Below are 25,461 nucleotides of genomic sequence, written 5' to 3' on the forward strand. Positions count from 1 at the left end.
GGCTCAGGGCAGAAGCGGCACCCGGCCAGTCTCGGTCAGCACGAAGACCTCGCGCCCCTCGACCGCGATGGCGGTCAGGGGCCCGCCATAGGCGGCGGAGCTGTCGATGTTCACCCGGTTGCCGTAATGGGTGGGCGCGTCCAGCGCGGTATGGCCATGCACCACCAGCGGCCCGTGGTCGCGCGGATCGTCGAGCCAGCCCTTGCGGATCCAGATCAGATCCTCTTCGACCTGATCGGCCAGAGCGATGCCGGGGCGGATCCCGGCATGGACGAAGACCACCTCTCCGCGCTGATGCAATGTCGGCCGCGCGTCGAGGAAGGCGAGATGTTCGGGCGGCACGGCCTCAAGCGCTTCGGCATGGACCGGGCCCAGCGGACGGTCCCCCGCCGCGCGCACGCCGTAGGATTGCAGCGTCTGGATCCCGCCGACCTTGGGGTGAAGCCAGTTCACCCGGCTGGACATGTTGGGATCCAGCCATTCGGGATCCTCCAGAAAGCGGGTGAACAGCCGGTCGTGGTTGCCCCGCAGCACCACCCAGTCCTCGCCAGCGCGGATCCCGGCGATCAGATGGTCGATCACGCCGCGACTGTCGGGCCCGCGATCCTCAAGATCGCCCAGATGGATAATCGGCGCCGGTCCGTGGATCGCCATATCGGCATGGATACGGTCATGGGCGCGCTTCAAAAGCTCCAGATGGCCATGGATGTCGCCGATGGCATAGCTGCGCATGATGGCCTTGTCCTTCTTCCAGCCTGCGGATCGCTGCCCAAGGCTTAGGCGGCGGTGGGCGGGGCGGCAAGGCCGGTCTTGCCTTTCGGGCCGCGATGGCGGCAAATCGTGTTGGCGCTATCATACGGAGGGATCCATGCAGCCGACCAACCCGGGCAGGGCCGAAATCGGGCTGATCGGCCTTGGCACCATGGGCGCGGCCCTGGCCCTGAACATCGCCGAGAAGGGCTTTCGCATCGCGGTCTGGAACCGGACCGCGTCGGTCACCGGGACCTTCGTGGCCGGGGCCGGGGCGCTGGCCGGAAACATCCTTCCCACCGAAAGCCTTGAGGATCTGGTCGCCGCCATCGCGCCGCCGCGCGCGATCATCCTGATGGTGCCCGCGGGCGCGCCGGTGGACCAGCAGATCGCGGCCTTGCGCCCGCTGCTGGACCCTGCCGACATGATCATCGATGCCGGGAACGCCAATTTCCACGACACCGAGCGTCGCGCGCAAGAGGCGCGGGCCCAGGGCGTTCCCTTCCTAGGGATCGGCGTCTCGGGCGGCGAGGAGGGCGCGCGCCACGGCCCCTCGATCATGGGGGGCGGCCCGCCCGAGGCCTGGGCGCGGGTGGCGCGGGTCCTGACCGCCATCGCCGCGCGCCACGGCGACACGCCCTGCGCCACCTGGATGGGGCCGGGCGGCGCGGGCCATTTCGTCAAGACCGTCCACAACGGCATCGAATACGCCGATATGCAGATGATCGCCGAGGTCTACGGGCTGATGCGCGACGGGCTCGGCCTTGGCGCGCGCGAGATCGGCGGCGTGTTCGAGGCCTGGAACCGGGGCCCGCTGCAAAGCTACCTGGTCGAGATTTCGGCGGCGGTCGCCCGGGCGGTGGATCCCGTCACCGGGGGCGCGATGCTCGACGTGATCCTGGATGCCGCCGGGCAGAAGGGCACCGGGCGCTGGACCGCCATCGAGGCGCAGCACCTGGCCGCCCCGGTGCCGGTGATCGAGGCGGCGGTGATGGCGCGCAACGTCTCGGCCCGCCGGGCCGAGCGGCAGGCGGGCGAGGCGCTGTTCGGGCGCGACTTCGGGCGGGGCGCGCAGGAGGTGCAACTGACCATCGCCGATCTGGAGGGCGCGCTGATCGCGGGCAAGGTCCTGTGCTATGCGCAAGGCTTCGCGATGCTCGATACCGCCTCGCAGACCCATGGTTGGGGCGTGCCCCTGCCGGAATGCGCCAAGGTCTGGCGGGCGGGCTGCATCATCCGCTCGGCCATGCTGGACCGGATGGCGGCCGCGCTGGAGGAGGATCCGGCGCGCAACCTGATCCTCGCGCCGGATTTCGCCGATCTGCTGCGCTGGCATCACGGCGCGCTTCGCAAGGTGGTCGCGGCAGGCGCGCTGCATGGCCACGGCCTGCCCGCACTTTCGGCGGGGCTGGCCTGGTTCGACCTGATGGGCCGCGCGCGCGGCACGGCCAACATGATCCAGGGCCTGCGCGACTTCTTCGGCGCCCATGGGTTCGAGCGGCTGGACGGCCGACCGATCCCGCATGGCCCCTGGGGCGCGGGCTGAGCGGAAAAGGAAAAGGGCCCGGGGGTGTGGTGTCCCCGGGCCCTTCGTCCGATGCGGACCGGATCAGGCCAGGTCTTCTCAGGCCAGGTCGAAGGCCAGGGGCTTCACCTGCTGGAACATGCCGGTGCCCTCCAGCGTCTCGACCACCTTGGGATCGAGCGGCGCGTCGAGATAGAGGATCGCGATGGCATCCTGCCCGACCGAGGTCCGGCCCAGCGTGAAGTTCGCGATATTGACGTTGTTCTTGCCCATGGTCATGCCCAGCAGGCCGATGATGCCGGGCACGTCCTCATTGGTGGTATAGAGCATGTGGCTGCCGATCTCGGCGTCGATATTGATGCCCTTGATCTGGATGAACCGCGGCTTGCCGTCCGAAAAGACCGTGCCCGCGACCGAACGCTCGCGCTTGTCGGTGACCACGGTCACCTTGATATAGCCGTCGAACGAGCCGGACTTGTCCTGCCGGGTGGTCGAAAGCTGGATGCCCTTTTCCTTGGCCACGATCGGGGCCGAGACAAGGTTCACATCCGGGTTCGCCGCCTTCAGCACGCCCGCGATCACCGACTGGTTCAGCGCGGCCAGGTTCATCTCGGCCACCAGACCGTCGTAAAGGATGTTCAGCGCGGTGATCGGCTCTTCGGTCATCTGGCCGATGAAGGCCCCCAGATGCGAGGCGAGCTTGATCCACGGCCCCATCACGGCGGCCTCTTCGGCGGTGACATTGGGCATGTTCAGCGCGTTCGAGACCGCGCCGGTCAGAAGGTAGTCCGACATCTGCTCGGCCACCTGCAGGGCGACATTCTCCTGCGCTTCGGTGGTCGAGGCGCCGAGGTGGGGCGTCACCACCACATTGGGCAGGTTGAACAGCGGGCTTTCCGTGGCGGGTTCGGTCTCGAACACGTCGAAGGCGGCGCCCGCGACATGGCCGGATGTCAGCGCCTCGGCCAGGGCCGCCTCGTCGACAAGGCCGCCACGGGCGCAGTTGATGATCCGCACGCCGGGCTTGGTCTTGGCAAGGGTCTCGGCATTCAGGATGCCGCGGGTCTTGTCGGTCAGCGGCACATGCAGGGTGATGAAGTCGGCCCGCGCCAGCAGGTCGTCCAGTTCGACCTTGGTCACGCCAAGCTGTTTCGCGCGCTCTTCCGACAGGAAGGGGTCATAGGCCAGGACCTTCATCTTGAGGCCCACGGCGCGGTCGCAGACGATGCCGCCGATATTGCCCGCGCCGATGACGCCAAGGGTCTTGTTGAACAGCTCGACCCCCATGAACTTCGATTTCTCCCATTTGCCGGCATGGGTGGAGGTCGAAGCCTCGGGCAGTTGGCGGGCCACGGCGAACATCATGGCGATGGCATGTTCGGCGGTGGTGACCGAATTGCCGAAGGGCGTGTTCATCACGATCACGCCCTTTTTCGACGCGGCCGGAATGTCGACATTGTCGACGCCGATCCCGGCGCGGCCCACGACCTTGAGGTTGGTGGCATTCGCCAGCAGCTTTTCGGTGACCTTGGTGGCCGAGCGGATGGCGAGGCCGTCATACTGGCCGATCACCTCGGCCAGCTTTTCCTTGTCCTTGCCAAGCTTCGGCATGTAGTCGACCTCGACGCCACGGTCGCGGAAGATCTGGACGGCGGTTTCACTCAGTTCGTCGGAAACGAGAACGCGGGGGGCCATTGGGGGCTCCTTGAAATGGGGTTTTCCGGGTGGGGGAGGGGAGGGCGCGGGCGGCGCGCCCCCCGAAAAGGTATTCGCGGGAAGCGGCTCAGGCCGCTTCGGTCAGCGCCGCGATCTCGGCCTCGAACGCATAGGCGATCCAGGGCATCAGCGCCTCGACATCGGCGGTCTCGACCGTGGCCCCGCACCAGATCCGCAGGCCCGGAGGGGCGTCGCGATAGGCGCCCGCGTCCAGCGCCACGCCTTCCTTCTCCAGCCGCTTGGCCACGGCCTTGGCAAAGGCGGCGCCGTCCTTGATCCGCGCATCGGTGAACTTCAGGCAGACCGAGGTGCAGGAGGCCGTGGCCGGATCCACCGCCAGATCGGCGATCCAGTCCTTGTCGGCGATGAAGTCCCTGACCGCGGCCGCATTGGCTTCGGAGCGCGCGATCAGGCCCTTCAGCCCGCCGATGGTCCGGGCCCATTTCAGCGAGACGAGGTAATCCTCGACGCAGAGCATCGAGGGGGTGTTGATCGTCTCGCCCACGAAGATGCCCTCGATCAGCTTGCCGCCCTTGGTCATGCGGAAGATCTTCGGCAAGGGCCAGGCGGGGGCGTAGCTTTCCAGCCGCTCCACCGCGCGGGGGCTGAGGATCAGGACGCCATGGCCGCCCTCGCCGCCCAGGACCTTCTGCCAGGAGAAGGTCACGACATCGAGCTTGGCCCAGTCCAGATCCATCGCGAAAGCGGCCGAGGTGGCGTCGCAGATGGTCAGGCCCTGGCGGTCGGCCGGAATCGCATCGGCATTGGGCAAGCGCACGCCCGAGGTGGTGCCGTTCCAGGTGAATACCACATCCTTGTCAAAGTCGACCGTGGCGAAATCGACGATCTCGCCATAGGGGGCCTTCTTCACGGTGGCGTCGAGCTTCAATTGCTTGACGACATCGGTGACCCAGCCTTCGCCGAAGGATTCCCAGGCCAGCATTTCGACCGGGCGCGCGCCCAGAAGGCTCCACAGCGCCATTTCCACCGCGCCGGTGTCCGAGGCGGGCACGATACCGATGCGGTAATCCGCGGGCACGCCCAGAATTTCACGGGTAAGGTCGATCGCCTCTTTCAGCTTGGCCTTGCCGACGCTGGCACGGTGCGAGCGGCCGAGGGGCGCGTCGGACAGCATGTCGAGGGAGAAGCCGGGGATCTTCGCGCAGGGGCCCGAAGAAAAACGCGGATTGGCCGGGCGCGTTGCCGGGGCGGTCAGTGCCATATCTGATATCCTTACAGATAAATGCCCTTCGTTGGGGAAGGGTGTCCCGCTGCCGCACTTACGCCCGGCCGCGACGCTTTGCAATGGGTTTCCGACAGCGCCGCGCCCAAAGCCGGTGGGGGCGGCTCTGGCGCAGGGGGGCGAAACCGGATATGCCCGCCGCGCCTGACGCCCGTCGCACCTGACGAGAGGGAGCCCCCGATGTTCACCGTTACCCTGCTGAGCGATCCCCGACGCCCCGGCCTTGACCGTGTCAGTGCCGAATCGCTGCGCAATGCCTGGGGCGGGGGGGAATTGCGCTGGCTCGACCCCGGGGTGGCGGCGGAATTCGACCTGGAGGCGGTGCCGGAAAACCGCTGGCAGGTGTGGCAGGACCTGCAATCCCTGGGTCTCGACATGGCGATCCAGCCCGCCGGGGGGCGCAGAAAGCGCCTGCTGCTCGCCGATATGGATTCGACCATGATCCGGCAGGAATGCATCGACGAACTGGCCGACGAGGCCGGCGTCGGCGCCCATGTCGCGGGGATCACCGCGCGGGCGATGAATGGAGAGCTGGATTTCGAGGCTGCCCTGCGCGAGCGCGTCGCCCTCTTGCGCGACCTGCCCGAATCGGTGATCGACCGGGTGATCGAGACCCGCATCACCCTGATGCCCGGCGGGCCGGAACTGATCGCCACGATGAAGGCGCATGGCGCCTATTGCGCGCTGGTCTCGGGCGGGTTCACCGCCTTCACCGCCCGGATCGCCGCGCGGCTCGGCTTCGACGAGAACCGCGCCAATCTGCTGCTGGCCGAAGGCGGCAAGCTGACCGGCCAGGTGGCCGAGCCGATCCTGGGCCGCGAGGCCAAGGTCGAGGCCCTGGAGCAGATCTCGGCCCGGCTGGGCCTGACCGAGGCCGATGCGATCGCGGTGGGCGACGGGGCGAACGATCTGCCGATGCTTTTGCGCGCGGGCATCGGGGTGGCGGCCCATGCCAAGCCGCGGGTTCAGGCGGAATGCCAGATCCGGGTGAATCATGGCGACCTGACCGCATTGCTTTACCTGCAAGGCTACCGGCGCGAGGAATTCGCGGCATGACCATGACCATCCGGCCCGCCCGGGCCCCCGACGCGCCGCAGATGGCGGGCATCCTCAACGAGATCATTCGCATCGGCGGCACCACCGCCCATCAGCACGAGCGCGACCCCGAGGCGGTCGGGCGCGCCTATATCGAAGGCCCCGGAACGATCTGCTGCTTCGTGGCCGAGGAAGATGGCCGGGTGATCGGCTTTCAGGCCGTGGGGCGGAACCCCGGCCTGCCCGTGACCTGGGGCGATATCGGCACTTTCGTCCAGGTCGGCATCCAGGCGCGCGGCATCGGCGCGCGGCTGTTCGAGGCGACGGCCGCCGCCTGCCGGGCCGAGGGCGTCGAGATGCTGAACGCCACCATCCGGCTCGATAACCGGCCGGGCCTGGCCTATTACGCCAGGATCGGCTTCATCGACCGCGAGACCGATCCCGGCTGGGCGCTGGAGGACGGGCGGGTCACCGGACGGGTCAGCCGCAGCTTCCGGCTTTGAACCATGTTCGAGATCGCGACCGAGACCGCGCTTTTGCTGATGCTGGCGGCCTTTCTGGCGGGTTTCGTCGATTCGGTGGCGGGCGGCGGCGGGCTGATCACCGTACCTGCGCTGCTCTTGGCCGGGGCCTCGCCGGTCGAGACGCTCGCGACGAACAAGCTGCAGGGCAGTTTCGGGTCGGGGACGGCGGCGCTCAGCTATGCGCGGGCTGGCCATGTGCGGCTGGCCGCGCAACTGCCGATGGCGGCGGTTTCGGCCTGCGCCGGGGGGCTTGGGGCGATGATCGCGCATCTGGTGCCCGATGCGGCGCTGCGGCTGATCATGCCGGGGGTGCTGATCGCCATCGCCGCTTTCTTCGCCCTGCGCAAGGGCCTGACGGACCAGGACCGGGTCGAGCGGATGAGGCCCGTGGTCTTCGCGCTGACAGTGGTGCCCCTGATCGCCGCCTATGACGGGTTCTTCGGGCCGGGGACGGGCAGTTTCTTCATGCTCGGCTTCGTCGCCCTGGCGGGCTACGGCGTGCTGAAGGCGACCGCCCATACCAAGCTTTTGAACTTCGCCTCCAACGCCGGGGCGCTGGCGGTGTTCATCCCCACCGGCGCGGTCTGGTGGGCGGTGGGGGCGGGCATGGCGCTGGCGGCGATCTGCGGCGCGGCGCTTGGGGCGCGGCTGGCGATGCGGGTGGGCGCGCGGCTGATCCGCCCGCTTCTGGTGGTGACCTCGACCGCGATGGCGCTAAGGCTGATCTGGCAGGCGGTTTCGGGCTGAGGCCGGGCCTATGCCTCGGCTGCCCGGTCCGCATCCCGGTCCGCGCCCCAATCCGCGCCCTGCATCTCGCGCAGCCGACTGGCGGTGCGTTCGAATTCGAAGGCGCCCTCGCCCTCGACATACAGCTTTTCGGGCGATTCGGCGGCCGAGCAGATCACCCGCACCTTCGCCTCGTAAAGCGCGTCGATCAGGGTGACGAAGCGCTTGGCCTGGTTGAAGTTCGACGAGGACAGCCGGGGCACGTCCTCGATGATCAGCACGCGGCAGGCCTCGGCCATGGCGAGATAATCGCCCGGGCCCAGCGGGCGGTCGCACAGGTCCCAGAAGGTCGCGCGGCCGATGCCGTTGGCAAAGCGCGGGATTTCGGTTTCGCGCCCGTTCACCGGGATGCGCAGCACCTCGCCCGGGGCGCCGCCGGTCAGGTCGGTCCAGATCGCCTCGATCTGGCCCTGGGCCGAGGCGGCGGGGTGGAAATAGACCTGCGCCCCCGCCAGCCGGTTCTGGCGATAGTCGTTGGCCGAGACGATCTCATGCACGGTCAGGCGCTCGCGCAGCATGGCGATGAAGGGCAGGAACAACTGGCGGTTCAGGCCGTTCTTGTAAAGATCTTCGGGCGGGCGGTTCGAGGTGGTGACGATGACCACGCCGCCCTCGAACAGCTTCTGGAACAGCCGGCCGACCAGCATGGCATCGGTGATGTCCTTGATCTGCATCTCGTCGAAGGCCAGCAGCCGCACCTCTCTGGCGATGCGTTCGGCGACGGGAAGGATGGTGTCCTCGATCCCCTTCTTGCGGGCCTCGTGCAATTCGCGGTGGATTTCCTGCATGAAGGCGTGGAAATGCACCCGGCGCTTGGCGGTGATCCCGGTCGCCTCGATGAACAGGTCCATCATCATCGACTTGCCGCGCCCGACGCCGCCCCAGAGGTAAAGCCCCTTCGGCGGCGGGGGAGGCGCCTTGGCGAACAGCCCCCTGAGCCCGCCCGCCCGGCGTGCCGGATTGGCCTCAAGCCAGAGGCGGATCTCCTCAAGCAGGGGCAGGACGGCATGCTGCGCGGGGTCGGGGCGAAGGACGCCCTCGGCCACGCGGGCCTCGTAGATTTCGGTCAGGGTCTGGCGCATGCCTTCGTATACCGTCCCCGCGGGCACGAGGTAAAGGCCGGGCCGCAGGCGGGCGGCCCGGAAAGGCGCGTCACGCCGGGCCCGAGGTCTCGCAGCTCACGCCCCGGGCGCGAATGCGGCGGCAGGCCAGGTCGGCCTGGTCCTCGGTCAGGCCAAGGAAGGTGGCGCGGTATTTGCCGCCCCGTTCGGTGATCTTGCGCAGGCCCTGGTCCAGCGTGGCGCTTTCGGCAAGTCCGGTGCGAAGCAGCGCGCGCTCGGCCTCGTAGCGCGAATTGTAGGCGCCGACGAAGACCCCCCAGGCGCGCCCGCCAGAGGTGGATTTCGACACGATCACCACCTCTTCGTCGAATTCGGGCTGAACGGTCGCCAGCGCCACCGAATCGAAGATGGGCGCGCGGCGTTCGGTCGATCCGGTTTCGACGCTGTCGTAGATCGGCGCATTGGCGGGGGCCGAGACGGTCTCGATCCCGGTCAGGGCGCCCTCCGCCAGGAGGCCGTCGACGGCCGGAGCGGTGGCGAGGGCCAGCGCGGCGTCGGATTCGTCGATCACCTGGAAGGGCACCACCGCTTCGAGCGGCGCGGCCGAGGCGAGCAGGACGGTTTCCTCCACGGCGGGTTCCGCTGCGGGTTCCGCCTGGGCGAGCGCGGTTTCCGGGCTTGCGGCCTCGTCCGCGCCGGGGCGGGGCTGCGGGCGCAGCGAACTGGCCATGGCGTTCGCGGTGTCGGTTTCGGGGGTAGCCTCGGAAAGCGCCACGGCGGCGGGATCGGTAGGGGTGGCTTCGACGGGGGCGGTTTCGGCAGGCGCCCGCTCTTCGGCCAGCGCAAGGGCCTGGGCCTCGAAGGTGCCGGGCTCGGGCCTGGGCGCGGGGCCGGGCTCAGCCGGGCTGGAAGCGGCCAAGGACGCGGCCTGGGCCTCAAGCGTGCCCGGGGCGGGTTCGGAGGTCACGACCTCGGCCAGGATGGTTTCCACCACCGCCGGATCGGCCGCGGGCGCGGCGGCCAGTTCGACCGCCTGCGCCTCAAGCGTAGCGGGGGGCGGCGGCTCGGCCATCGCATCCTGAACGCTGGCCGCGATCGCCATGGCGACATCGTCGGACAGGCCCGCGGGCGGCGCCGCCACCGGGCGCGGCATCGGGCGCAGCGAGCGCGTCATCGCGCCCGAGACGCGGATGGTCTTGGCCGCGCCGCCGGGCACGCCCGGATCGTCGGCAGGCGCCATGACCAGCGGGACCGAGGCGTCCGGGATCGGCGCGGCGGTCGGCGGCCGCTCGCGCACGCGGTTCTTGGCCAGGCCGAAGCCCATGTTCATCAACTCGGCCATCTTGGCGTTGCGCTGCGCGGTCGAGGTGCCGCCGAAGACGGTGGTGATCAGCCGTTTGTCGCCGCGCTTGGCCGAGGCGGTCAGATTGAACCCTGCGGCGATGGTATAGCCGGTCTTGATCCCGTCGGCGCCCTCGTATGAATCCAGAAAACGGCTGTTGGTGTTGTTGACCGTGGCGATGCCCGCATCGGCGCTGCGGCGCGAGAAGATATTGTAATATTGCGGAAAATCGTAGAACAGATGCCGCCCGAGGATATTCATGTCGCGCGCGGTGGAAAGATGGCCCTGCGCGGTCAGGCCATGGGCGTTCCTGAAGGTGGTGTTCTTCATTCCAAGCGCGCGGGCCGTGCGCGTCATGCGCTGCGCGAAGGCGGCTTCCGAGCCCGCGATGGCATCGCCGATGGCGGCGGCGGCGTCATTGGCGGATTTGATCGCGGCGGCGCGGATCAGATAGCGCATCTTGATCTTCTGCCCCTGCCGGAGTCCCAGCCGCGAAGGGGGCTGCGCGGCGGCATGTTTCGACACCGTCACCACGGTATCGAGCGACATCCGCCCGGCTTCGATCTCTTGAAACGCGATATAAAGCGTCATCATCTTGGTCAGCGAGGCGGGGTGCAGCTTGGTGTCGGCATTCTGCGACCACAGCGTCTCGCCGGTCCTGGCATCCATGATGATCGCCGCGAAGGGTGCCGAACGCGCCGGATCCGCCGCGAAAACGGTTGCGAACAACGCCGGAAGCGTCACGAAAAGGGTGAAAGCGCGGAAAAACCGCCCGACAAGCGAAGCCACGTCGCCGTTCCTTTTGCCTGTTTCGGGCCCCTTTGGCGGAGCCTCGTTTCTGCCTCAGACGCGAGGCTAGCACAGGCGGGGCGACAGAAAAACCCGCAAATTCCAGGCACTTTGGCGGAATTTCCCACCTTGTGGCGTAGATGCGTCACGCCGACCCGGAACGGGGAAGATCTAGCGTGCGGCGGGTTGCACGGCGCTAGGCGTGGGGGTGCTGCCAAGCCGCTCGACCAGGTCGGGCAGGGCGCCAAGATCAGGCAGGCTGCTGTAGCGCGGGTGGTCGGCGGGTTCCTTGGCGGCTTCCAGCGCCCATTCGATGCGCGAGGGCACATGGACGCCGAATCCCCCCGCCTCCAGCGCGGGAATGACGTCCGATCTCAGCGAATTGCCGGTCATCAGCGCCTCGTCCGCGCCGGTGCCGTGGCGCGCGAAGACGCTGCGATAGGTGGCGGCGGTCTTGTCGGACACGATCTCGACCGCGTCGAAGAAATCGCCAAGGCCCGATTGCGCCAGCTTCCTTTCCTGATGCAGCAGGTCGCCCTTGGTGATCAGCACCAGCCGGAAGTCGCGCGACAGCGCCTCGACCGTCTCGCGGGCATGGGGCAGGATCTCGACCGGATGGTCGAGCATGGCGCGCCCCGATCCCAGCAGTTCCGAGATCACGCGGGCGGGCACGCGGCCCTCGGTCACCTCGATCGCGGTCTCGATCATCGAAAGCGTGAAGCCCTTCACCCCGAAACCATAGGCGCCGATATTGCGCCGTTCGGCCGCCAGAAGGCGGTCCTGCAGGTGGTCCGAGGGGGCGTAATCGCGCAGCAGCTCCGTGAAACGCTCTTGCGTCAGGCGGAAATACGCTTCGTTCTGCCAGAGCGTGTCGTCGGCGTCGAAACCGATTGTGGTGATGCGCGATGCGGTCATGGCGGCCCTCTTGCCCCCTTCCTGCCGCCTTGCGGGCGGGGGATCAATCCCTGCCTCTTTTCGTTAGCGGAAAAGAAGTTATATTCCTATAGCATTACGCCCGGAGAGTGCCCGGGCGAATCCCTTGCGCATCCGGTTTTGCCGATCACCCATCCATCCCGCCGAGGACGAGGCCTTGAACGTGTCCCACAGCCCTTTCACCCTGTCCGATCCACCCGGTGGTGCCGGGGGCGGCCCGGGGGACGACACCTCGCTGATGGCCAAGCCCAAGCCGAAGACGCAGCGCCCGCCGATGTACAAGGTGCTGCTCTTGAACGACGATTACACGCCGATGGAGTTTGTCGTCCATATTCTTGAGCGGTTTTTCGGCATGAACCACGCCCAGGCCTTCGACATCATGCTGGCGGTCCACAAGAAGGGGCTGGCGGTGGTCGGCGTGTTCTCGTTCGAAGTGGCCGAGACCAAGGTGGCGCAGGTGATGGATTTCGCCCGCCGCCACCAGCACCCACTGCAATGCACGATGGAAAAGGAATAGGCGCGGCCCCCCGTGCCGCCCGCTGTCATGACCCCGCGCGCCTCCCGCCTTGAACTCGCCCTTGATTCCGGGCTTTTCGACCTGCCGCCCGAGGGGCGGATAGCGGTCTTCCGTCCGATGCCGGGCGAGGATCTCTCGGCCTTGCCGAAAGAGCGGGTGACGGTCCTGACCGGCTGGCGGCCCGCGCAGGAGCATTTCCAGAAGCTGGGCTTTGAGACCGAGGTTACGGGCCCCCATGCGATGGCGGTGGTCTGCATGCCGCGCGCCCGCGAGCATGCCCGCGCGCTGCTGGCCGAGGCGGCGGGCCTCTTGCCCCCCGGCGCGCCGGTGGTGGTCGATGGCCAGAAGACCGATGGCGTCGATGCGATGCTGAAGGAATTGCGCGGCCATGTCGCCTTGTCCGAGGCCCTGGCCAAGGCGCATGGCAAGATCGCGGTGTTCCGCGCCGGGCCCGAGCTTGCCGGATGGGCCGCCGCGCTGCAGCGGGTCGAGGGCGGCTTTATCACCCGCCCGGGCGTCTTTTCGGCCGACGGGCCCGATCGCGGCTCGGTTCTGCTGGCGGGATATCTGCCGGAGAAGCTGGGGCCCAAGATTGTGGATCTGGGGGCGGGCTGGGGGTATCTGTCCTGCGCCGTGCTGGCGCGGGCCGGTGTGAAACGGCTCGATCTGGTCGAGGCCGAGCGCGATGCGCTGGATTGCGCGCGCGAGAATGTCGTGGATGATCGGGCGCGGTTCCACTGGGTCGATGCGCTGTCGTTCCGCCCCGAAAGCCTTGTGGAAACCGTGGTGACGAACCCGCCGTTCCATGCCGGGCGCAATGCCGATCCGGCGCTTGGCGCGGCGTTCATCGCCGCCGCCCGGCGGATGATGGCGCCGGATGGCCAGCTTTGGATGGTGGCGAACCGGCACCTGCCCTACGACCCGGTATTGGCCGAGCATTTCCTGGAATTCGAGACCGTTTTCGCCGACAGCGCGTTTCGGGTGGTGCGGGCGGTCAAGCCCCGCCGCCGTCCGCGCTGAGTGGTCACTGGGGGATCACTCGGGATATTCGGCCTTGCATTGCGCGATGACCGGCTGCGCGGCGCGCGATAGCTGAACCCGCTTGTCGCGCAGTTGCGCCAGCTTGCGGGCCTCAAGCTCCAGGTCGATGGATTTCGGCCGCTTCACGGTGCGGGTCTCGACATCGCGGCAGGGCACGGATCTGATCTCGACCGTGGGCGCGCCCGAGGCGTCCGGCGGGCCCGGCACCCGCATGCGGCACCAGGTCATCACGGTTTCGCGATAGGTCACGGTCTCGATCGCATATCCGCGCTTGAGATTTCCCTCGGCCTCGGCGATCAGCTTCTCGACGGCCCGCAGGTCTTTGGTATTGCGCGAGATGCATTGCTCTTGCGGGGTGCCGCAGGCGGCGAGGAACAGCATGACAGGCAGGACGGCGCGTTTCATGGAACGACTCGCTCTTGAGGGTCGCGGATGCGTGTCTCAGGGTAGCGCGGGCTGCCGGGCGCGCAAGGCGGGGTCGGGGATCGGGTCGCGGATCGGCAAGGATCGCGCATGGGGAACGGGATGACGGAAGACTTCGAAAAGCGCAAGAGCCTCGCGGCCGATTGGTTCAGGGGCCTGCGCGACCGGATCGTGGAGGCCTTCGAGGCGCTGGAGGATCGCGCGGCGGAACAGGGTCTGGGCCCGGATCTGCCGCCCGGGCGGTTCGAGGTCCGCCCCACCACCCGCGCGAATGGCGGCGGCGGCGGGATCATGAGCGTGATGCGCGGGGGCCGGGTGTTCGAGAAGGTCGGCGTCAACTGGTCGGCGGTGCATGGCACGCTGTCGTCGGCCGCGCAAAAGGCGATGGCGGCGCGCGGCGTGCCGGGGATCGCCGGGGATCCAAGGTTCTGGGCCTCGGGGATCAGCCTCGTCGCCCATATGCAGAACCCCCATACCCCGGCCGTCCACATGAACACCCGCATGTTCTGGACACCGGGCGCCTGGTGGTTCGGTGGCGGGGCCGACCTGAACCCCTGCCTTGAATATGCCGAGGACACCGAGGCCTTCCACACCACCCTGCGCGCGGCCTGCGATGCGCATGATCCGGGCCATTACCCCCGGTTCAAGGCCTGGGCGGACGAATATTTCTTCGTGCCGCACCGGGGCCGGGCGCGCGGCGTCGGCGGGATCTTCTACGACGACCTGAACAGCGGCGGCGCCGCGCGCGACAGTTGGGAGGGTGATTTCGCCTTTACCCGCGCCGTGGGCGAGGCCTTCCTGCCCGCCTTCCTGCCGCTGGTCGAGCGCCGCCTGCCCACCCCCTGGGGCGCGGCCGAGCGCGAGGCGCAACTGATACATCGCGGGCTTTATGCCGAATACAACCTGGTCTACGACCGGGGCACGAAATTCGGGCTTGAGACCGGGCATGACGCCGAGGCGGTGCTGATGAGCCTGCCGCCGCTGGCGAAATGGCCCTGAGGCAAGGGCGCGCGCGGGGGCCCGCGGGCGGCGAAATGCAAGGGATGGGGACAGGATGGCGGATATCAGCGTGAAGGCGGCCTATGCTTCGGTGGTCGAGGATGAGGGGGTCCTCTTCGTCGGTTTCGCCGAGGGCGAGGGCGAGGACGAACCCTATGTCCTGTTCCGCCAGCCTGTTGGCGGGGGCCCGGTGTGGTTCGAGGTCTCGGACGAAAGCCTGGGCGCCGAGGATGCGGTCGCCGCCGTGACATCCGGCCGGACCGGGATCGAGATCGCCATCGACCCCGCCCGTTCGGCGCGGATCGGCTGGGCGACCCTGATCGCGGTGCGGATCGGCCCGGGTTGCGAGGGCGCGGAAGAGGCGCTGGAGGCCCTGCGCGGCATGCTCGGGGCGCGTTTCCCGGGCTGAGGCCCCAGGAATGCGTCAGTTCGCGTCGAAAAAGCCCGCGGGCGCGCGCGACAGCAGCGTTTCGGCCAGCCGCCTGCCCAGTTCCGGCCCCTCGGCGACGGGGCCGCGCAGCGCGTCCGTGATCGCCTCGCTGCCGTCCGGGCGCAGGATCTCGCCCCGCAGCCAGAGCGTCCCGCCCTCGATGATCGCGAGCCCGGCGATGGGGGTCTGGCACGATCCGTCCAGCGTCGCGAGGAAGGCGCGCTCGGCTGCGAGCCGCAGCCCGGTGTCGGGGTCATGGACCCTTTCCAAAAGCGCCGCGACCCGGGCGTCATCCGCGCGCCGCTCCACCCCGATGGCGCCCTGGGCCACGGCGGGCAGCATTTCCTCGGGCTCAATGGCGGTGCGCGCCACCTCGGCCATGCCGAGGCGGGTCAGCCCCGCCATGGCAAGGAAGGTGGCATCGGCCACGCCTTCGGCCAGCTTGCGCATCCGCGTCTGCACATTGCCCCGGAACTCGACCAGCTTCAGGTCGGGGCGCCGCAATGCCAGTTGCGCCCGCCGCCGCAGGCTGGACGATCCGACGACGGCGCCCTGCGGCAGGTCCCGGATCGAGCCATAGCGCGGGCTGACGAAACCGTCGCGCACATCGGCCCGGGGCAGATGGCAATCCAGCACCAGCCCCTCGGGCTGGATCGTCGGCATGTCCTTCATCGAATGGACCGCGATGTCGATCCCGCCATCGGCCAGCGCCTCTTCGATCTCGCGGGTGAACAGGCCCTTGCCGCCGATCTCGCGCAGGGCCTTGTCCTGGATCTGGTCGCCGGTGACCTTGATCACCACGGTTTCGAACGCCGCCTCGGGCAGCGAGAAGGCGGCCATCAGCAGGCGCCGCACCTCATGCGCCTGCCAGAGCGCAAGCGGAGAGCCCCGGGTGCCGATCTTCAGGGGGCGGTCGGGCGAGGGCAGGTCGGTGGTGGCGCACGTGCGGGTCATGCGCCGAGCCTTAGCGAAGCCCGAAGGGCGAGGCAACCGCCGCGCTGTCGCAACCCCCGCCGGGCCTTTGGGGGCGACGATGGGGCGCGGGGGGGCAAGGGGGCTTTGTCTTGACTTCGGCCCCCCCACGCGGCACGGGGCGCGGGGGGATCAGCCCGGAGGGACCCATGACCGCCAAGCCCGAAAAAGCCATCCTGCGCGCCCTTGCGGGCGAAGTGCTTCCCACGCCGCCGGTCTGGATGATGCGGCAGGCGGGGCGCTATCTGCCGGAATATCGCGCCACCCGGGCCCAGGCCGGGGATTTCCTGTCCTTGTGCTACAATCCCGAACTCGCGGCCGAGGTGACCTTGCAGCCGATCCGCCGCTATGGCTTCGACGCGGCGATCCTGTTTGCCGACATCCTGCTTCTGCCCCAGGCGCTTGGCCCGAAACTGTGGTTCGAGACCGGCGAGGGGCCTCGGATGGAAACCACCGCCACTGCGGCGCAGGTCGCGGCGCTGCGCCCGGCGGAGGCGGTGCATGAGACGCTTTCCCCGGTCTGCGAGACGCTGCGGATCCTGCGCCGCGAATTGCCGCCCGAGACCACGCTGATCGGTTTCGCGGGCATGCCCTGGACGGTCGCGACCTATATGATCGCCGGGCGCGGCAAGGAGGAGCAGGCGGCGGCGCATCGGTTGAAGGCCGAGGACCGCGCGACCTTCCAGGCGCTGATCGACCATCTGACCGAGGCGACCGTCCTTTACCTTTCCGCCCAGGTCGAGGCCGGAGCCGAGGTGGTCAAGCTGTTCGACAGTTGGGCGGGCAGCCTCAAGGGCCAGGATTTCGCCGATTTCGCGGTGAAGCCCGCCGCCCGGATCATCTCGGCCCTGAAGGCGCGTCACCCGGGCCTTCCGGTCATCGCCTTCCCGCGCGAGGCGGGTGAGGGCTATGTCGGTTTCGCCCGCGCGACAGGGGCCGATTGCGTGGCCGTCGATAATTCCGTCAGCCCGGAATGGGCGGCGCGGCATGTGCAGAAGGATGGCTGCGTCCAGGGCAATCTGGCGCCGCATCACCTTGTCACCGGCGGCGAGGCGCTGGTGCGCGAGACCCGCCATGTGGTCGAGGCCTTCCGCAACGGCCCGCATATCTTCAACCTGGGCCATGGCATCACCCCCGATGCCGATCCCGACAACGTGCGCCTGATGATCGAGACGCTGCGCGCGGCCTGACCTGAGCGTCCCCGCCCGGGCCTGAATCGCGCGCTCTGCCCGGATATCGGGCAGGGAGGGCGCGGAAAGGGCGGTTCCGTCGACCTGTCGCCGCGCGGACCGGGCCCGCCGCCGCCCGAGGCGGAAGATCGCCATGGCATCCGCGCCCGGGCTGTTCTATCGCTGCGGCCTGTGGCCCGCCCGGCGGGCATCACGCCAGCGACCCGCGGCCAAGCGGGCAAGGATCGAAGGACACCGACCGATGCCCGCATTATGGGCCCTGAGCGCGCTTGCGGGTGCGCTGCTCCAGACGCTTCGCAACGTGACCCAACGCGGGCTGACCGCCAGGATCGGCACCATCGGGGCGACCCAGGTGCGGTTTCTGTTCGGCCTGCCCTTCGCGGTCCTGTTCCTTTGGCTGGCGGCGCGGATCACCGGCCAGGCGGTGCCCGGGCTGACGCTTTCCGCCCTCGGCTTCACCGCGACCGGCGCGCTGGCGCAGATCGGGGCGACGGCGGTGATGCTGCTGGTGATGAAAAGCAACGGTTTCGCGATCTCGACCGCCTGGCTGAAGGGCGAGCCGGTGATCGTCGCGCTGATCGCCTGGCCCCTGCTGGGCGATCCGCTGACGCCCGCGATGATGCTTGCGATCGCGGTGGCGGTGGCGGGGGTGCTGATCCTGTCGTTGCGGCCCGGGACGCGGGGCGCCGATCTGGCAGAGCTTGGGCCCGCGCTGCTGGGGCTTTTGTCGGGGGCCTTGTTCGGCCTTTCGGCCATCGGCTTCCGGGGCGGGATCAATGCGCTGGAAAGCGGCGATTTCCTGATCCGGGCCTTGACCATCCTGGTGCTGTCTCTGGTGATCCAGACCCTGACCCTGATGCTGTGGATGCTGCTTTTCGACCGCCCGGCGCTGATCGGCAGCCTCAGGGCCTGGCGCCCCTCGATCGGGGCGGGGCTTCTGGGGGCCTCGGCCTCGGCCTGCTGGTTCACCGCATTCTCGCTGGCGCCCGCTGCCCATGTGCGGACCGTCGCGCTGACCGAGATGGTCTTCGCGCTGCTGATTTCGCGCTACTGGCTGCGCCAGTCGGTCACGCCGCGCCAGCTTTGCGGCATGGCGGTGCTGATGGCGGGCGTGGCGCTGCTGCTGTGGCGGGCCTGAGGGGTCTCAGTCCTGCGCCCGCAGGATCCGCGCCGGGCGCACCGAAAGCGGGCGCGCGGCGAAGATCAGCCCGGCGACCAGCGTCGCGAGGATCCCGCCAAGGGTGATGGCGATGGCCGAGAGGGGCTCGAACCGGAACGTCGCCTCCATCACGAAGCGCATCACCGCCCATCCGGCGATGGCGCCCGCCGCCACCGCGACCAGCCCCGCCGCCGCCCCCAGAAGGGCCGAGCGCAGCGCGAAGCTCGTCAGGATCCGCCGCCGGGTGGCGCCCAGGGTCTTGAGGATCGCCGATTCGTAGGACCTTGCCCGCTCGCCCGCTGCCGCCGCGCCGATCAGCACCGCAAAGCCGGTGATCAGCGTGCCCGCCGCCGCCCAGGCGGTGGCGGTGGCGATGGCCGAAAGCGCCTCGGTCACCCGGTCGATGGTCTCGCGGATGCGGATCGCGGTGATATTGGGCCAGGTGCGCGTCACCTCGCGCAAGAGCGCGGCCTCGGCCTCGGGCGGGGCATAGACGGTGGCGATATGGCTGTGGGGGGCGCCGCGCAGGGCGGCCTCGTTCATGATCATCACGAAGCCCATCCCGCCGGACGAGAAATCCACCTCGCGCAACGAGGTGAGGGTGGCGGTGATGTCGCGGCCAAGCACGTTGACCGTGATCGTATCGCCCAGCTTCAGCCCGATCTCGGCGGCCTCGGTCTGGCCGAAGCTGACCTCGGGCGGGCCGGAGTGGTCCTCGGCCCACCATTCGCCCTGGGTGATCCTCGTGCCCTCGGGGATGGCCCGGGCGTAGGAGATGCCGCGATCCCCGCGCACGACCCAGTGGTCGCCCGCCACCTCGCGCGCGGGGCGGTCGTTGATCCGGGTCAGGATGCCGCGCAGCATGGGGGCGGTCTCATGCCCGGTCACGGCCGGGTCGGTGCCGATCCGCTCCAGGAAGGGGCCGATCTGGTCGGGCTGGATGTCGACGAAGAAGAAGGCTGGCGCCCGGGTCGGCAGGTCGCTGTCGATGGCGCGGCGCAGGTTGGAATCGATCTGCCCCACCGCGGCCAGAACCGACAGGCCCAGGCCCAGCGACAGCACCACCGGCACCGCCTCGGACCGCGGCCCGCCGATGGCGGCCAGGCCCGCGCGCAGGGCCGGGCGGCCCCGGGCAAGCCCTGCCCGCGCCATGGCCCGCGTGGCACGGCGCAGGCCGAGCGCGGCCAGCGCCAGCACGCCAAGGGCGGCGACCACGCCGAAGGCGGTGCCAAGCGCCAGCCCCGGCAGGCCCGAGGCACAGACCACGACCGCGAGCAATACGCCGATCAGCCCCGCCAGGATCGCCATCCAGCGCGCGCGCGGCCAGGGCGCCCCCCCGGTGCCGCGATAAAGCCCCGCCGCCCGGATCCGTTCCGCCCGTGCCAGCGGCATCAGCGTGAAGATCAGCACCGTCATCGCGCCGTAGAAGGCGGCCTCGGCCAGCGCGCGGCCGGAAATGCCGACATGCGCCGGAAAGGGCAGCGAGGCCTCGATCAGCGGCGCCAGCGCCAGCGGCACCCCGGTCCCGACCGCCAGCCCCGCCAGGATCCCGATCACCGACAGCGCCGCGATCTGGATCAGGAAGGTGGAAAAGATCAGCCCGGAGGAAGCCCCCAGCGTCTTCAGCGTGGCGATGGTCGCGGTCTTGCCCTCAAGCCAGGCGCGCACGGCGGCCGAGATCCCGACGCCCCCCACGGCTAGCCCCGCCAGCCCGACCAGCACCAGGAAGGCGCCGATATTGCGCACGAATCTCTCGATCCCGGGCGAGGCGTTGCGGCTGTCGGTCCAGCGCAGGCCCTTGTCGCGGAACAGGCTTTCCGCCTCGGCCTCAAGCGCGGCCAGATCGGCGCCGGGGGGCAGGCGAAGGCGGTATTTGGTCTCGAACAAGGAGCCGGGCACGATCAGCCCCGAATGCGCCAGCGCCTCGGTCGCGACCAATGTGCGCGGGCCCAGCAGAAAGCCGTTGGCGGCGCTGTCGGGCTCGTGGAGCAGGGCGGCGGTCAGGCGGAAATCCTGGCTGCCCAGCCGGAATGTGCCGCCGATCTCCAGCCCCAGCCGGTCGATCAGCACCGGATCCATGATCGCGCCCGGCAGGCCCTCCCCACCCGCCAGCGCCTCGGCCAGGGGCATATCGGGCGACAGCCCGGGCGCGCCGTAAAGCGGCCAGAGGCTGTCCACCGCCTTGACCTGGGTCAGCGCCTGGTCGCCCTCGATCACCGCCATCGAGCGGAAATCGACGATTTCCGACACCGCCGCCGCCTTCTGCGCCATGAAGGCGCGCTCCTCGTCCGAGGCGAAGCGATAGGTGAATTCCATCTCGGCATCGCCGCCCAGAAGCGTGCTGCCCTGATCCGAAAGCCCGTTCTGGATCGCGGCGCGCAAGGCCCCCACGGCCGCGATCGCCGCCACGCCGAGCGCGAGGCAGATCAGGAAGACGCGAAAGCCGCGCAGGCGGTCGCGCATCCCGGCGCGCAACTCGCGTCCGGCGATGCGCAGGGCGAGCGCCGCGCTCATGCCGCAAGATCCGGGATGCGGCCATCGGCCAGCCGGGTGATGCGGTCGCAGCGCGCCGCCAGTTCGGGCGCATGGGTCACAAGCACCAGCGTCGCGCCATGGCGGTCGCGCAGGTCGAACAGCAGATCCATGATCGCGGCACCGGTGGCGCTGTCGAGATTGCCGGTCGGCTCGTCGGCCAGAAGGATCGCGGGGCGGGGGGCGATGGCGCGCGCGAGCGCCACCCTTTGCTGCTCGCCACCGGACAATTGCGCCGGATAATGGTCGTGGCGATGGCCAAGCCCCACCGCATCCAGCTCGGCCCGGGCCCGCCCGAAGGCCTCCGGCGCGCCGGAAAGCTCCAGCGGCAGCGCGACGTTTTCAAGCGCGGTCATGGTCGGGATCAGGTGGAAGGACTGGAACACCACTCCCATCCGCCCGCGCCGAAACAGCGCCAGCCCGTCCTCGTCCAGCGCGGTCAGGTCCTGGCCAAGGGCGCGGATCGTGCCCGAACTCGCCCGCTCCAGCCCCCCCATCAGCATCAGCAGCGAAGACTTGCCGGAACCCGAAGGCCCGATCAGCCCCAGCGTCTCGCCCCGGTTGACCTCAAGCGATATGCCTTTCAGGATCTCGACCGGCCCGGCGTTCCCGGCAAGGGTCAGCCGGATATCGGAAAGCGAAAGGACGGGATCTGTCATGCGTGCATTCCTGAGACGGGCGGTTCAGAAGGGGTATGACCTATCTGGCGCGCTGCGCAACCTCACGTTTGCGTTGGGTCTTTGCCTTGGCGCCGCAACTGCGGCATCGGCGCAGCCGGTGACGGTGGTCGCGCTTGGCGACAGCCTGACGGCGGGCTACGGGCTTCCGGCCGAAGACGGGCTGGTGGCACAGCTTCAGACCTGGCTCGACGCCCGGGGACCGGGGCGGATCGCGCTGCAGAACGCGGGCGTCTCGGGCGATACCAGCGCGGGTGGGCGGGCGCGGGTGGATTGGGCGCTCGGGCCCGAGGCGGGCGCGCTGATCGTGACGCTGGGCGGCAACGACATGTTGCGCGGCCTGCCGCCCGAGGATCTGCGCGCGAATCTCGCAGCGATCCTCGATGCCGCCCGGGCCCGCGACCTGCCGGTCCTGCTGGTGGGCATGCGGTCGCCCTCGAACTGGGGGCCGGATTACAAGGCGGCATTCGACGCGGTCTATCCCGACCTGGCCCAGGCCCATGGCGCCATCCTCGTCCCCGATTTCTTCGCGGGGCTGATCGCGGCGGGGGGCGATCCCTCGGATCCGGCCTCGATGACCGCCTGGATGCAGGGCGACGGCATTCATCCCAATGCCGAGGGCGTGCGGCTGATCGTCGAGGCGCTCGGCCCCGAGGTCGAGCGGCTGGCCGAACGCGCGGGCGCAGCACCCCTCCCCTGACCCCGAAAACGCCGGATACGACCGGAACGGTCCTCGCCCCTTCATCTTGGCCGAAATATCCCGGGGGAGTCTCCGGCAGGAGACGGGGGCAGCGCCCCCTTCCCCGGCTGCCCCATCTCCCGCGCGGCGTTTCAGAGCGCCTCGCGCGCGGTGGTGCGCAACTCGATCTGAAGGATCATCGGCCCGTTTCCGGCATCGTCCAGCGCCTCGTCCAGCGGCTCGGCGCCGCGGGTGTTGTGGCCGAACCCGGCCTCGGTCAGCGCCGATTCGAGGCCGATCATCTCCGCGGTCGACCGGGTCAGCCCGTCTTGCGCCAGAAAGCTCAGATCCTCGACCTTGGTATGCCTGCCCGCCGGGGTGACGACGACGATCATCCGCTCCTGCCCCAGGGTCTCGTCGCCGATCTTGAACAGGCCCTTCTTCAATTCGTCGCCCGGATGCAGGCGGCCCGAATACCAATGGGTGATCGAATAATCCGCGCCGATATAAAGCACGTTCACATCCACCGGCACATCCATGTTGTTCGAGGCCAGAACATGGACCTGGTCCGCGACCGCAAGCGTCGGAACCGGCACCGAGGACAGGGTGCGCAGGACCGGGTCGTCGGCACTGCGGGTCTGGACCTGGACATCGACGTCAAGCGCGCCGGCGCCCACCGCCGCGCCCACCTTCATCAGGTTCAGCGCCTTCGACATCGTGGTCAGCTTGTCGGCCAGCGTGGTCACCAGAAGCCCGGGCGTGCGTCCCGCCGTCGTCACATGCTGGGTCTGGCCGAAATCCTCGATCAGCCCGGTCGCGGGCAGGATCCACAGCGCGTCCGGGGCGGGGTTCCTCTGGCCGTTGCGGTCTTCGAGATCCTCGGGCAGCACGGCGAGGATGAGGTCGGCATCCTCTCCGGCCGCGACGAAGTTCAGCCGCGGCCCGGCGATCTTCTCAAGATCCTCCAGCGCCTCCAGCAGCGCATCGGCGGGCAGGCTGCCTGCTTCGGGCAGCGCCACCGACAGGGTGAAATCCAGCGCCGGATCGGCCTTGCGGATATAGAGGCCGCGCGGCAATTCGTCCGGCAGCGCCAGGCCATCCTTCGCGATCGGCTCGACAACGGCGGTGAAAGTGTCGAGCGAGACGATGCGGACATGGCCGATGGCATCCGGGGTCGCATCGGCGGCGCTGGCCAGAACGGCCAGCTCGGCCCCCTCTGTCAGGCCGTGCAGCGTGCCTGCCGGGATGGTCAACTGCCCCTCGACCGAGGCAAGCTCCCATTGCGCGACGCGATCGCCCTTTTCGCCCGCGAAGACGATCCGGTCCAGATCCCCTTCGAACAGGGGCGTCGATTTCGCCAGGTTGCCGGTGGAATATTTCCGCAAGACCTCTTGCGCGATCTGGCCGTAGGTGGCCTGGGGATATTCTGCCAGCGTCTCGAACAGGGTATAGGTGAAGACCCCGCGCGGCTTGCGGTCGGGCTGGCCGCGCGGCAGGTTCTTCTCGGGGGTCATCTCGTTCGACTGGGCGGCGGCAAATGCGACGAGCGCGCCGCGCGCATGTTCGCCGTCGCTTTCGGAACTGTCGGTCGCGACGCGCCCGACCAGCGAGTCCGATCCCGCATCGGGCTCGGCCCCGCCAAGGCCGCGGCTGGTCTCGGGTTCGAGCTGGGGGATTTCCAGAAAGGCGATGGCCTCGTCGTCCAACTGGCGCATGCCGACATATTCATCGCCGCCCGCCGCCCGGGTCGCGGTGCCGGAAAAGCAACTGTCGAAGACGATCCAGACATCGGCGCCCTTGCGCAGGATCGCGTCGAGCAATTCGCCGATCTCGTCATCGACAAGCGCGTTCTCGACCACGCCGACGGTGTTGTTCCATTTGCCGATGTCAACTGGCAGGAACAGCTCGTCCAGCCCGTCGGGCTCAAGTTCGGGGAACAGCGCGGGGGCCTGGGTGCCGTGGCCGGAAAGGTGGATATAGACGAAATCCCCGGGCTCCACCGCCTCGGTCAGCCTGGCGAAGGCGGCGCGGATATTGGCAAGTGTCGCGGTGTCGCGGCCCTCGCTCCCGTCCGTCAGCACGATGATATTGTCGTCGGCGAAGGGCACCGGCGCATTGCTGCGCAGATATTCCTCGACCAGTTCGACATCGTTGGCGGGGCCTTTCAGCCACCATCTTTCGGCAAGGTTCACATATTCGTTCGCGCCCACCAGAAGGGCGTAATTCTCGCGCGCGAGACCGGGCATGGCGACGAGCGACAGGATGGTGCCGAGCATGAGTTTGCGGATCATCTTGGGCCTCAATTGGTGACAAGAATGTAATCGGTGACGGAATGGTCGAGACTGGAGACGGTGATCAGGAAAGCGCCGTCCTCGGCCGGCGTCCAGTCGCAATAGGCAATATGGGATTCGGGGCTGTCGCGGCAGATCGGGTTTCCGGCGGCATCGCTGACGGCCAGGCTGACGCGGTTGCCGATGGCGCCCTCGACATAGACCTCGGCCAGGGTGCCGCCCGAGAATTCCAGCTCGACCGAGGCGCCTTCGGGATCGGCGAGCGAGCGGATCAGGAAGGTCGGCCCGGTGGCCACGCCCTTCAGGCTTTCGGCCAGGCTGTCCTCGATCAGGTCGAGGAGAAGGGGATCCCCGGCCGCGAGTTCGCGCGCCGCTTCGGCCATTGCCTCCCAGCCGGTCAGGGTCGGGGCCGCCTCCGGCGGCGGCAGGAAATCCAGCGCGCGCCGCATCTTCGCCGCCGCGAGGACCAGCAGCGCATCCTCTTGCGCAAGACCCAGCCGATAGAGATCGGCCGAGAGCGCGGCCTGCCGCAGAAGGCCGGGCGCCTGGCTTTCTTGCGCCACGACGGCCGGGCCCGGGGAAAGGCCAAGGCAGAGGGCGGCGGTCAGAAGGAAGGGCTTGCGCATGGATCTGGCAGGGTCCGGGAAAGGGTTTCGGGCGAAAGGCGGGTCGAGGGGCGGGCGGCCGGAAGGGCCCGGCCAGATGGGGGCGGACGGCATGGGCGCGGGCGGCGGCTCGGCTGTGGCAGGCCCCCGCCCGATCCGGTGAAGGCAAGGATGCTGTTCCGCTATCCGCATGTAAATGCACAATTCATTCATGACCGGATTTGTCATGTGACCCCGGCGCG

23 protein-coding genes are annotated in these 25,461 nt (G+C 68.9%); 11 read left to right on the forward strand and 12 right to left on the reverse strand.

Going from position 1 to position 25,461, the window contains the following annotated elements; all coding sequences use genetic code 11:
- Positions 1–3 precede the first annotated feature (3 nt).
- Positions 4–732, reverse strand: coding sequence for a metallophosphoesterase (locus ABNX41_RS13370; protein ID WP_438670226.1), 729 nt, complete (start codon positions 730–732; stop codon positions 4–6).
- A 136-nt stretch (positions 733–868) separates the two neighbouring features.
- On the opposite strand from ABNX41_RS13370, the gene gnd reads away from it, so the two are divergent.
- Positions 869–2,296, forward strand: coding sequence for an NADP-dependent phosphogluconate dehydrogenase (gnd, locus tag ABNX41_RS13375; RefSeq protein ID WP_438670227.1), 1,428 nt, complete (start codon positions 869–871; stop codon positions 2,294–2,296).
- A 78-nt stretch (positions 2,297–2,374) separates the two neighbouring features.
- Here the strand turns inward: gnd and serA are convergent, their stop codons facing one another.
- Together serA and ABNX41_RS13385 are read right to left on the reverse strand one after the other, a co-directional pair.
- A complete protein-coding gene (serA, locus tag ABNX41_RS13380; protein WP_438670228.1) occupies positions 2,375–3,970 on the reverse strand; it encodes a phosphoglycerate dehydrogenase in 1,596 nt (531 codons plus the stop codon).
- Positions 3,971–4,058: 88 nt separating this feature from the next.
- Positions 4,059–5,213 (reverse strand): phosphoserine transaminase, encoded by a 1,155-nt coding sequence (locus ABNX41_RS13385; RefSeq protein ID WP_438670229.1) that lies wholly within the window; start codon positions 5,211–5,213, stop codon positions 4,059–4,061.
- A gap of 201 nt (positions 5,214–5,414) precedes the next feature.
- Here ABNX41_RS13385 and serB point away from each other — a divergent pair, with 201 nt between their 5' ends.
- From serB to ABNX41_RS13400, 3 genes are read left to right on the forward strand one after another with little or no spacing between them, the layout of a single operon-like run.
- Positions 5,415–6,290: a phosphoserine phosphatase SerB gene (gene serB / locus ABNX41_RS13390; protein ID WP_438670230.1), complete on the forward strand. Its 876-nt coding sequence runs from the start codon at positions 5,415–5,417 to the stop codon at positions 6,288–6,290.
- The gene (locus tag ABNX41_RS13395; protein ID WP_438670231.1) at positions 6,287–6,772 is read left to right on the forward strand and encodes a GNAT family N-acetyltransferase; all 486 of its coding nucleotides are present in this window, start codon (positions 6,287–6,289) and stop codon (positions 6,770–6,772) included. Before serB ends, ABNX41_RS13395 begins: the two co-directional genes overlap by 4 nt.
- A 3-nt stretch (positions 6,773–6,775) precedes the next feature.
- The gene (locus tag ABNX41_RS13400; protein ID WP_438670232.1) at positions 6,776–7,540 is read left to right on the forward strand and encodes a TSUP family transporter; all 765 of its coding nucleotides are present in this window, start codon (positions 6,776–6,778) and stop codon (positions 7,538–7,540) included.
- A gap of 8 nt (positions 7,541–7,548) precedes the next feature.
- On the opposite strand, the gene zapE is transcribed toward ABNX41_RS13400, so the two are convergent.
- The 3 genes from zapE to ABNX41_RS13415 all read right to left on the reverse strand — a co-directional run bounded on the left by zapE (position 7,549) and on the right by ABNX41_RS13415 (position 11,686).
- Positions 7,549–8,661, reverse strand: coding sequence for a cell division protein ZapE (gene zapE / locus ABNX41_RS13405; protein WP_438670233.1), 1,113 nt, complete (start codon positions 8,659–8,661; stop codon positions 7,549–7,551).
- Positions 8,662–8,731: 70 nt separating this feature from the next.
- Complete coding sequence (locus ABNX41_RS13410; protein WP_438670274.1) at positions 8,732–10,651, reverse strand: D-alanyl-D-alanine carboxypeptidase family protein; 1,920 nt, start codon at positions 10,649–10,651, stop codon at positions 8,732–8,734.
- Positions 10,652–10,942: 291 nt separating this feature from the next.
- Positions 10,943–11,686, reverse strand: coding sequence for an HAD family hydrolase (locus tag ABNX41_RS13415; RefSeq protein ID WP_438670234.1), 744 nt, complete (start codon positions 11,684–11,686; stop codon positions 10,943–10,945).
- Positions 11,687–11,939: 253 nt separating this feature from the next.
- On the opposite strand from ABNX41_RS13415, the gene clpS reads away from it, so the two are divergent.
- Positions 11,940–12,221, forward strand: coding sequence for an ATP-dependent Clp protease adapter ClpS (gene clpS / locus ABNX41_RS13420; RefSeq protein WP_438670275.1), 282 nt, complete (start codon positions 11,940–11,942; stop codon positions 12,219–12,221).
- Between the two features lie 27 nt (positions 12,222–12,248).
- Complete coding sequence (locus tag ABNX41_RS13425) at positions 12,249–13,241, forward strand: class I SAM-dependent methyltransferase (protein ID WP_438670235.1); 993 nt, start codon at positions 12,249–12,251, stop codon at positions 13,239–13,241.
- A gap of 15 nt (positions 13,242–13,256) precedes the next feature.
- Here ABNX41_RS13425 and ABNX41_RS13430 read toward each other — a convergent pair whose 3' ends face one another.
- On the reverse strand, positions 13,257–13,667 hold the full coding sequence (locus ABNX41_RS13430) for a hypothetical protein (protein WP_438670236.1): 411 nt from the start codon (positions 13,665–13,667) through the stop codon (positions 13,257–13,259).
- A 120-nt stretch (positions 13,668–13,787) separates the two neighbouring features.
- On the opposite strand from ABNX41_RS13430, the gene hemF reads away from it, so the two are divergent.
- Positions 13,788–14,684, forward strand: a complete 897-nt coding sequence (hemF, locus tag ABNX41_RS13435) for an oxygen-dependent coproporphyrinogen oxidase (protein WP_438670237.1) — start codon at positions 13,788–13,790, stop codon at positions 14,682–14,684.
- Positions 14,685–14,739: 55 nt separating this feature from the next.
- Positions 14,740–15,093 (forward strand): hypothetical protein, encoded by a 354-nt coding sequence (locus tag ABNX41_RS13440; protein ID WP_438670238.1) that lies wholly within the window; start codon positions 14,740–14,742, stop codon positions 15,091–15,093.
- Positions 15,094–15,108: 15 nt separating this feature from the next.
- Here ABNX41_RS13440 and hemC read toward each other — a convergent pair whose 3' ends face one another.
- Positions 15,109–16,068, reverse strand: coding sequence for a hydroxymethylbilane synthase (gene hemC, locus ABNX41_RS13445; protein WP_438670239.1), 960 nt, complete (start codon positions 16,066–16,068; stop codon positions 15,109–15,111).
- A gap of 167 nt (positions 16,069–16,235) precedes the next feature.
- On the opposite strand from hemC, the gene hemE reads away from it, so the two are divergent.
- Both hemE and ABNX41_RS13455 read left to right on the forward strand, forming a co-directional pair.
- Complete coding sequence (gene hemE / locus ABNX41_RS13450) at positions 16,236–17,276, forward strand: uroporphyrinogen decarboxylase (protein WP_438670240.1); 1,041 nt, start codon at positions 16,236–16,238, stop codon at positions 17,274–17,276.
- 241 nt (positions 17,277–17,517) lie between these two features.
- Positions 17,518–18,414 (forward strand): EamA family transporter, encoded by an 897-nt coding sequence (locus tag ABNX41_RS13455; protein WP_438670241.1) that lies wholly within the window; start codon positions 17,518–17,520, stop codon positions 18,412–18,414.
- Positions 18,415–18,420: 6 nt separating this feature from the next.
- Here the strand turns inward: ABNX41_RS13455 and ABNX41_RS13460 are convergent, their stop codons facing one another.
- Both ABNX41_RS13460 and ABNX41_RS13465 read right to left on the reverse strand, forming a co-directional pair.
- Entirely contained in the window at positions 18,421–20,949 is a 2,529-nt protein-coding gene (locus ABNX41_RS13460; protein WP_438670242.1) for an ABC transporter permease, read from the reverse strand.
- On the reverse strand, positions 20,946–21,626 hold the full coding sequence (locus tag ABNX41_RS13465; RefSeq protein ID WP_438670243.1) for an ABC transporter ATP-binding protein: 681 nt from the start codon (positions 21,624–21,626) through the stop codon (positions 20,946–20,948). The genes ABNX41_RS13460 and ABNX41_RS13465 overlap by 4 nt, the downstream gene beginning before the upstream one ends.
- Between ABNX41_RS13465 and ABNX41_RS13470 the strand changes: the two genes are divergently transcribed.
- Positions 21,625–22,344, forward strand: coding sequence for an arylesterase (locus ABNX41_RS13470; RefSeq protein WP_438670244.1), 720 nt, complete (start codon positions 21,625–21,627; stop codon positions 22,342–22,344). The two genes, ABNX41_RS13465 and ABNX41_RS13470, sit on opposite strands and share 2 nt — an antisense overlap.
- 131 nt (positions 22,345–22,475) lie before the next feature.
- Here ABNX41_RS13470 and ABNX41_RS13475 read toward each other — a convergent pair whose 3' ends face one another.
- Positions 22,476–24,614, reverse strand: coding sequence for a caspase family protein (locus tag ABNX41_RS13475; RefSeq protein WP_438670245.1), 2,139 nt, complete (start codon positions 24,612–24,614; stop codon positions 22,476–22,478).
- Positions 24,615–24,622: 8 nt separating this feature from the next.
- Complete coding sequence (locus ABNX41_RS13480) at positions 24,623–25,240, reverse strand: hypothetical protein (protein ID WP_438670246.1); 618 nt, start codon at positions 25,238–25,240, stop codon at positions 24,623–24,625.
- Positions 25,241–25,461 lie beyond the last annotated feature (221 nt).

This window comes from Pseudogemmobacter sonorensis (assembly GCF_042762395.1).
Lineage (GTDB): Bacteria > Pseudomonadota > Alphaproteobacteria > Rhodobacterales > Rhodobacteraceae > Pseudogemmobacter > Pseudogemmobacter sonorensis.